5 protein-coding genes are annotated in these 7127 nt (G+C 56.9%); 1 reads left to right on the top strand and 4 read right to left on the bottom strand.

Features of this window, described 5'->3' with window-relative positions:
- Positions 1 to 36 precede the first annotated feature (36 nt).
- The 3 genes from P5540_03950 to P5540_03940 all read right to left on the bottom strand — a co-directional run bounded on the left by P5540_03950 (position 37) and on the right by P5540_03940 (position 5578).
- Positions 37 to 1446 carry an AAA family ATPase gene (locus tag P5540_03950; GenBank protein ID HRT63956.1) on the bottom strand — a complete coding sequence of 470 codons (1410 nt, stop codon included), beginning with the start codon at positions 1444 to 1446 and terminating at the stop codon, positions 37 to 39.
- 92 nt (positions 1447 to 1538) lie between these two features.
- Positions 1539 to 2648, bottom strand: a complete 1110-nt coding sequence (locus P5540_03945; protein ID HRT63955.1) for a hypothetical protein — start codon at positions 2646 to 2648, stop codon at positions 1539 to 1541.
- Between the two features lie 140 nt (positions 2649 to 2788).
- The gene (locus tag P5540_03940; GenBank protein HRT63954.1) at positions 2789 to 5578 is read right to left on the bottom strand and encodes a glycoside hydrolase family 38 C-terminal domain-containing protein; all 2790 of its coding nucleotides are present in this window, start codon (positions 5576 to 5578) and stop codon (positions 2789 to 2791) included.
- Positions 5579 to 5764: 186 nt separating this feature from the next.
- Here P5540_03940 and P5540_03935 point away from each other — a divergent pair, with 186 nt between their 5' ends.
- Entirely contained in the window at positions 5765 to 5899 is a 135-nt protein-coding gene (locus tag P5540_03935) for a hypothetical protein (protein ID HRT63953.1), read from the top strand.
- Here the strand turns inward: P5540_03935 and rlmD are convergent.
- Positions 5883 to 7121: a 23S rRNA (uracil(1939)-C(5))-methyltransferase RlmD gene (gene rlmD, locus P5540_03930; protein HRT63952.1), complete on the bottom strand. Its 1239-nt coding sequence runs from the start codon at positions 7119 to 7121 to the stop codon at positions 5883 to 5885. The two genes, P5540_03935 and rlmD, sit on opposite strands and share 17 nt — an antisense overlap.
- Positions 7122 to 7127 lie beyond the last annotated feature (6 nt).

Below are 7127 nucleotides of genomic sequence, written 5' to 3'. Positions count from 1 at the left end.
CACAGGAGGGTGCGTCAAGACGCTCGTTTCAGAAAGCTAATTTGGACAAGAGTGACGTTTCCACATCATCTCTGTCAGGCTGGTACCCGTACCGAGTTCCCTATCGAGACGATCAAAGAGGGCAATTCCCAGAAGGTCGCCCTTGGCTTCGCGCAATCCGTTGAAGTGATTGCGCGCTTTGGCTGGCTGGTTTCCACCGATGTAACAGACAAAAGGATCTTCAAGTTCCTTCTTGGCCGGATGGTTCAGCTTGTCCGCGAGAGATCGAAGGATTTCAAGGTCCGTTGAACCCTCAAGGTAGAGCACCCAACCCTTCTGCTCCGCTTGGTAATACTGTTCGAAGCCCAACTCCTTTAGCGACTTGAGCAATTGCGAACCTCTATCGTCGATTCGATGGGGCCTTCCGAGAAAGGCAACCACGATATCGCGATCGGCGGCTTCGTTAAGTATGACTTCCGAGTGGCTCGCCACGATGACTTGCGATCCTTGCTGTTCGGCAATATCGGTTAACAGGCTGTAGATTTGCCGTTGCCTGATAATTTCAAGATGGGCGTCGGGTTCATCGAGTAGTAGGACCGTATTGGGATTGGCATAAAGGTACGCCAATAACAAGAGAGTTTGTTGCAGTCCGCGACCGGAGGATGAGAGATCGAACGTTTTGCCTCGTTCCCGGTAGCTCATGGTAATCTCACCACGCTCTACGAGGTACTCCGGGGAGAGCAATTGGACTCCGAACAGCCTATCGATGTGCGAGCACAAAGAGTTCCAGTTCTGGGGCGCGTCGCTCCCGAACACCGCATCCCCTGCCGGCGGTTGATCGTTCTGTTCTCCGGTGAAGATTCGATAGCAAAGATTCCGCAAGACTTGGGCCGTTTGCCCTTCACCGGTGAGCACATTGATTCTTCCCTGCTCCCACTTGGGTTCCACGGCGGCCAATCCGGACATAGGTGGAAGAAATGCAACGCGAACTTGCCCGGCATCTTCTGGAATAGGCATCCTGGTAGTGCCGCCGGGATCCTTCCGCAATGGGCGACAGTAGAACGACTCGTCATTGGCAAAATCGAACTCGAGACCGCACACCCAGGGCGCGCCTGCTGTGACGCCTTCGACTAGAATGTCTATGCAGACGGATTGAGTGGTTTGTCTTGAATCTTTCGTGCGAATAACGTTGCGCACATGCAAATCGCGCCAGAGAAGATGGGCGTCCGGTATAGGCAAGGAAATCAGATCTCGGCGGTTAATGGTCACGCCGGGGCGTTTCTCAGGCGAGGTCTTCCCCATCCGTTTCTCGTTCCAGCGGCGAAGGCCGATTTCCCATAGCGCCAAGGCTTGAAGCGCCGTGGTCTTGCCGGAGTTATTTGGGCCGATGAAGACGACGGATTTCCCAAGTTCGATTTCAACGTCATCGAATCGTTTGAAGTTCCGGAGTAGCAACTTCGTCAGCATCTTCGGGTACCTCATTTCCGTGCGCTGTCGGTTCCCTGCAAAAACTCACCCTGAGTTTACTGCCGGGTTTCGATATCGTACCAGTACTTCTCTTATTGTGCATCTAGCGCCCGTACCAGCGCCAGCAGGAAGTCTCGGTTGTCCGCGGTCACATACCGCATCTGGCCGCCCATGCGGTTGAAGCTCTTGTTGTAGCGGAGGTAGTAGTCGGGGTTGTCCATCGGCGGTTCGCCTTTTGTCCAATCCCAGTGGGATTCCTGAAGATCCACGATGACCATGAAGTGGTTGTCGATGTGGCGGCCTTGCTGGATGGCGAGGTTTTGGGACATAGACAGGGATTTTTCAAAGATCATGGGCGACATGACGGCGCTGCCGATCGAGACGTACACGCCACCGTCTAGGTTCGAGACACTTTGCGCGAAGGCGAGGAAATCGCGTTCGGCGGCGCGGCCGATCGCGGCGCATTTGTTCATCGGATGGACGTAGATGATGTCGTGGCCGATCATTGGATGGCTTGTGAAGGGTACCTTTAGGCGATATGCCGCCGCCTGCAACCCGTATTGCTTGAACGGGTGCGGGACAGTGTGCCAGCCGGGCGAAACTCGCCGTTTGATAATGGCATCGAGCAAGTCGGACGCGGCGGCAATGAAATCGAATTCCTCGCGTTCGAGCGCAAAACCGATCTGCTCTTTCAGGCATTTGATGGACGGGATGTCAATTCCTTCGTTTTCGACAAAGGCCCCGACGGATTCTCCGTATCCCATGCCGCGGAACGCTCCGGCGATGATCGCAAGGTTGAGGTTGTAGCCGGTTTCCTGCCAGACGCCGAATTCGCCGCGCGAGACGTTTTCGCGCACGTCTTCGCTCGAATGACCCTGAAACGCAAACTCCCAGTCGTGGATGATCCCGGCGCCGTTCGTGGCGAGATGCGTGAACCAGCCGTCTTCGATCAGCTTGATCATCACGGGCGCCAACCCGTTCTTGATGGCATGTGCGCCGAAGGTCAGCATGCGCGATTTGCCGGTCGCCTTGGCGGCCTTCAAACGCTTGACAGTCTCATCAATGACCGCCTGCGCGCTATCGGACAACGCCGCGGGCTCGGCGTCCACCGGCACGTGGTCGCGCTCGATGTACACCTTGTCCTTGCGCGCGCTGAGCGGCTTGATGTTCAGTTTGCTGCGATCGAATTGGGGGTATGGCATATTTCCTCCATCTCATACTTTCTCACCACGAAGGGCACAAAGAGAAGAAACAGAAGATGAAGCATGCGCATCGTCTTTCACATTCGTTCGACGGTACCGGATTCTCTTCGTGTTCCTCGTGTTCTTCGCGGTGAAATTGCCTACAGCGTAAATTCTATGGTCACGATCTTCTTTTTCGGCACGCGGAGTTTGATGGTTGCGCCTTCAGGTTTCAACGGGGATTCGCGTTCTTCGTTGAGGTTCGTGAGCCACGCCTTCTTGAAGGGCTTGAAGAGTCGCAACGCGCCGTTGATGGTTTTGCCGGACGGATTGAAGATACGGACGGTAAAACTGTCCGGGCGATCCTCGTGGCGTTTGAACGCGGCGAGTTGGAGCCCCGCACCTTCGAGCGCAAAGAAACTCATGCTTTTGGGCAGCTTTCCCTTGTGCGGGCCGCATTGGGCCGGTTCGAGCGGGAGATTCAACTGCTCGGCCTGCTCGAACACGCCGTTCGTCCAGTCGCCCGTATGCGGGTATATCGAGTAACTCCATTGCATGCGGCCAGGGCACTGCGCGAGTTCCATCTCCGGGTACACTTCATAACGCCCGAAGATCGGGCAGTTGCGGTAGGTGAACGCGCGGAAAAGTGTAATCGCGAGCGGGCGGTCTTTCGTGTCCGCGACCTCGTACTCGCGCATGCCACAATTGTTCAGGATGGCGAATCCCATCTTTTTGTCATGAAGGTCCACGAATCGGTGCATGGGATACTGCGGATTCGGGCGTCCATAATACGGGCTGGTTTTCTTGACATGGATGTCGCGTGAAATCACGTCGAAGCCCGCCTCGGATTCGGTGGTATCGGCAGCGAGCCGCGTGGGAAACACAACGCGCATCCGATGGTTGCGGCACGTGTTTTCGAGTTCCGTTTCGACGTCGAGCCGTTTCGCGCCCGCGCGCAACGTGAACCGGCTTTTCACAACGATCTCGCGGTATTCGTCGCGACGTCGCGTATGGTTCATCTCGGCCTCGCGGAAGTCGCCGGTCATTTCATCAAGAATCCCGACGGGCACGCGCATGTGGTACGACACGCGCATCCGCGCGACGAGCGGCCCGGCTTCTTCGAGCGCAATGAACACCGGCGCGCCGTGCGACGTGATGATGCGATTGTCGTCCGGTTCCATGTGCACCCACGAGTGGCCGGTCTCGCCGGAATCCTCGATGTAATGCAGGTTGTGGAACGTATGCCTGCTCGACTTGTGCGTGAGGTCGAACGTGCCGTCGCTGTTGAATGCGACCCGCAGATGCTCGTTTTCGAGGACGTTCGTTTCGGGGGCCAGCGTGCCGGGGAAATAACCGAATCGGTCTTCGCGGACGATGTGATACGTTTTGTAGCCATACGCGGGTATTGCATCCACTTCGATGTGGCATAGTACGCGCTTTGCGCGAAGTTCGATCGAGATATCCTGCAAGTTCCGCACAAGGATGCCCGGTTCCGACTGTTCCTTGAGTTGTACGCGCTTGATTTCTTTCCCATCGGGCGTGCGGATGCTGAAGGCCTCGTAGCCCATGCCGTCGGGCATGTCAATGTAACATGACACGACGCCGCCCCACGGGAACGGGCACGGATTGAACACGGTCAGCACCGAGTCTTTCGGCGACAAGTCCGAGTTGTCGATTTGAATCTGAACAGCCTGCATGCCGCGCCGGGCGAGGCTGTCGCCGATGATTGCCGCCTGATCATAACGGAACAGGCTGTCCTTCTCCATCTGATCGATACCGGCGCCCGTGATGGTGTCGTGCGGGTGATTGTCGAGGATGTATTTCCACGCATGGTCGAGCGCGGTCTTGAGGTATTCGCCGCCGACCATCGAACCGATCGCGCTCCACGGCTCGGCCTTGCGCTGGACCGCGGTTTCCGCTCGGTTGTTGCCCTGCTTGAGGCGGATGCGCGCGCTGATGACATCGCCGCACAAATGCGTCCATTTCCCAACGGAACCCGGATTGCGGCTCTCGCCGGTCAAGACGGTCGGATTTTTCACCTCCTTGCGCATGGCGTTCATGTAGTCTTCGAGATTCGACAGCTTGATGTCGTGTTCCGGCAGAAGTTTCCGGCACAGTTTTATAATTTCGCTCTCCATCGGATCCGGATTCGACGAATCGAAGCCCTGCATGCAGCAGATGTGGCTCGTCGTGAAATGCTCGGATTCGTCGCGCACAAGTTTGAGCAGTTGCTCGCGGATCGGCGCGTCGTTCCATTGCTTCTTTTCCGAATCGAGGACGTAGTAGTGCTCGCGCGGATAGCGCTCCGACGCAAGCCGCATGGGCGCCGAACCGCGGTCCCAGTCGTAGCGTGCGAACACGTCGTCGCTGCCGTAGCGGAGCACGCGGTACACGTAGATGTAGTAGCTGAACCGGCTCATGCAGCCGAAACGCATGCCGAGCAGCCGCGAGCCGTCCGGGCCTTCGAGAATGAATTCGCTGTGCGGCGTGTTGATGCCGCGGTAGAAGATGATTGTGTCTATGCCGAAGCCGTTGTAGATTTGCGGCATCTGCGAAGTCTGGCCGTAACTGAACGGCGTGTAGCCCATCTTGCAAACCTTGCCCAGCGACGCCGCGATCCGATGGCCCACAACGAGGTTGCGCACGAGCGATTCGCCATTGACGATGTACTCCTCAGGCAACGAATACCACGGACCGATGATTAGGCGCCCCGAACGGACGTGTTTCTCGACCGTGGCGCGCTTTTCAGGCCGCCATTCGAGGTAGTCCGCCACGCACATCGTCTGAGAATCCATCGTGAACGAATGAAAGTCGGGGTCGGTATCGAGCAGGTCGAGCAGCCCGTCCATGAAATCGAGAAGCAGTAGCCGCGTCTCCTCGAACGGGTAACACCATTCGCGATCCCAATGTGAATTACTGACCACATGCACCGTCTTGCGTGTATTTGCCATGTCGTACTTCCTTGTGTTTGCCAATCGGAGAAAAGGCCGTATCCCTCGATTTTTTCAGCCATTGTACGTTACGCGCCGTCATCGAACAACCCCGCCGTTGCCCAAACGCGCGTAACCTCGGCCCGCGCCGGCGGTATGATTCCATGAAATGAAGGCCAAACACCTTGGGTGTGGGAGGATCATGCAATGGGCATGTTGGCACTGTATTTCGAGTTTTTCGGCGAAGGAATTCTACAACTGGTCGCCGGAGTGTTGGCAACGATATTCGGGGCGCTGGCGGAACTGTTCGGCGCGTTTTCGGCAGTCAGTCCTTGCGGGTGAACGCGGCCAGCGCCTCCACGTGTTCGGTGTGCGGGAACAAGTCTACCGCACGCAAATCGTCGAGCGTATAGGCTTCCAGCAGCACGGGCATTTCCATGGCAAGAACTTGTGGCTTACATGAAATATAGAGCAGATTTTCAGGACGGTACTGCATGAGATGCCGAAGAGCCTTTGGATGCAGGCCGGACCTAGGCGGATCAATGACGACGGCGCTGTCCGGCGGGAAACCATCGCCTTCCCGCAAATTCTTCAAGTACCGCTCGACGGTATCCGTGAAAAACGTCACATTTTCGATGCCGTTGCGTTTGGCATTGTAAATCCCGTCTTGTGTGGCGGACGCGACGGACTCGACCGACACGATGTGCCCGACCAAGTCCGCGCAGGCGAAGGCAATACCGCCCATGCCGCCATACAAATCGTATAACGTGTCCGGGTTGATGTCCTTTACCCATTGGCGAATCCGCGCATAAAGACGTTCGGCGCCGAACGTGTTCGTTTGAAAAAAACTGAAGGGGGATATGCGGAAAAGAATCGGCCGCAGGGCGTCGCCGTCGCGAATGCACAAGCAGTCTTCGATGGTTTCGGGACCATACAAAACCTCGACTTCCTCGGCCGTCGCGACATCGGCAAGGCCGCGGAATATGCCCCGCTGAATGCTCTTGGCCGGATAGACTGCGCGCACGGCCTCGACAAACGAGGACCGGTCGAAGTCGCCGTCCGCCGTAATCAGTACGACCATGCGCTCGGACGTGCGTTTTGCCTCGCGAACAAGCAGGGCGCGCAGAAAGCCTTTCTTGTTGCGTGTGTCGTAGGCATGCAGACCCTGTTCAAGCATCCAGCGCCGAACGCCGTCCAGCAACGGTCCCATACCTTCCGGCGCGATGCGGCATTCCTCGACGTCCAACGGCCGGTACCAGCGGTTTTTTGTTTTGAATCCAAGGACGGATTCGCGATCAAAATCCTTGGGTGGCGGTTCGGGATAGAACTTGCGCCCAAAACTGAAATCAACTTTGTTGCGGTAATGCCAGATTGTCGGTGAGGGTTCGACGGGAATCGGATGCGGCCAGTGGGCGTTGAACAACGCGGCCAGCAATGCCGCCTTGTGCGACAGTTGCTCGGCATACGGCACCTCCTGCATCTTGCAGCCGCCGCAGTCACCGAAATGTGGGCAATGTTCGGGCATGCCGATTCCATCCTGCTTGTCCGCTTCCAAAAACTTCATCCATCG

The organism is Candidatus Hydrogenedentota bacterium (assembly GCA_035450225.1).
In the GTDB taxonomy this organism is placed as follows: domain Bacteria; phylum Hydrogenedentota; class Hydrogenedentia; order Hydrogenedentales; family SLHB01; genus DSVR01.
Note: the sequence above shows the minus strand (reverse complement) of the source record. Positions and strands in the feature narration are given on the sequence as shown.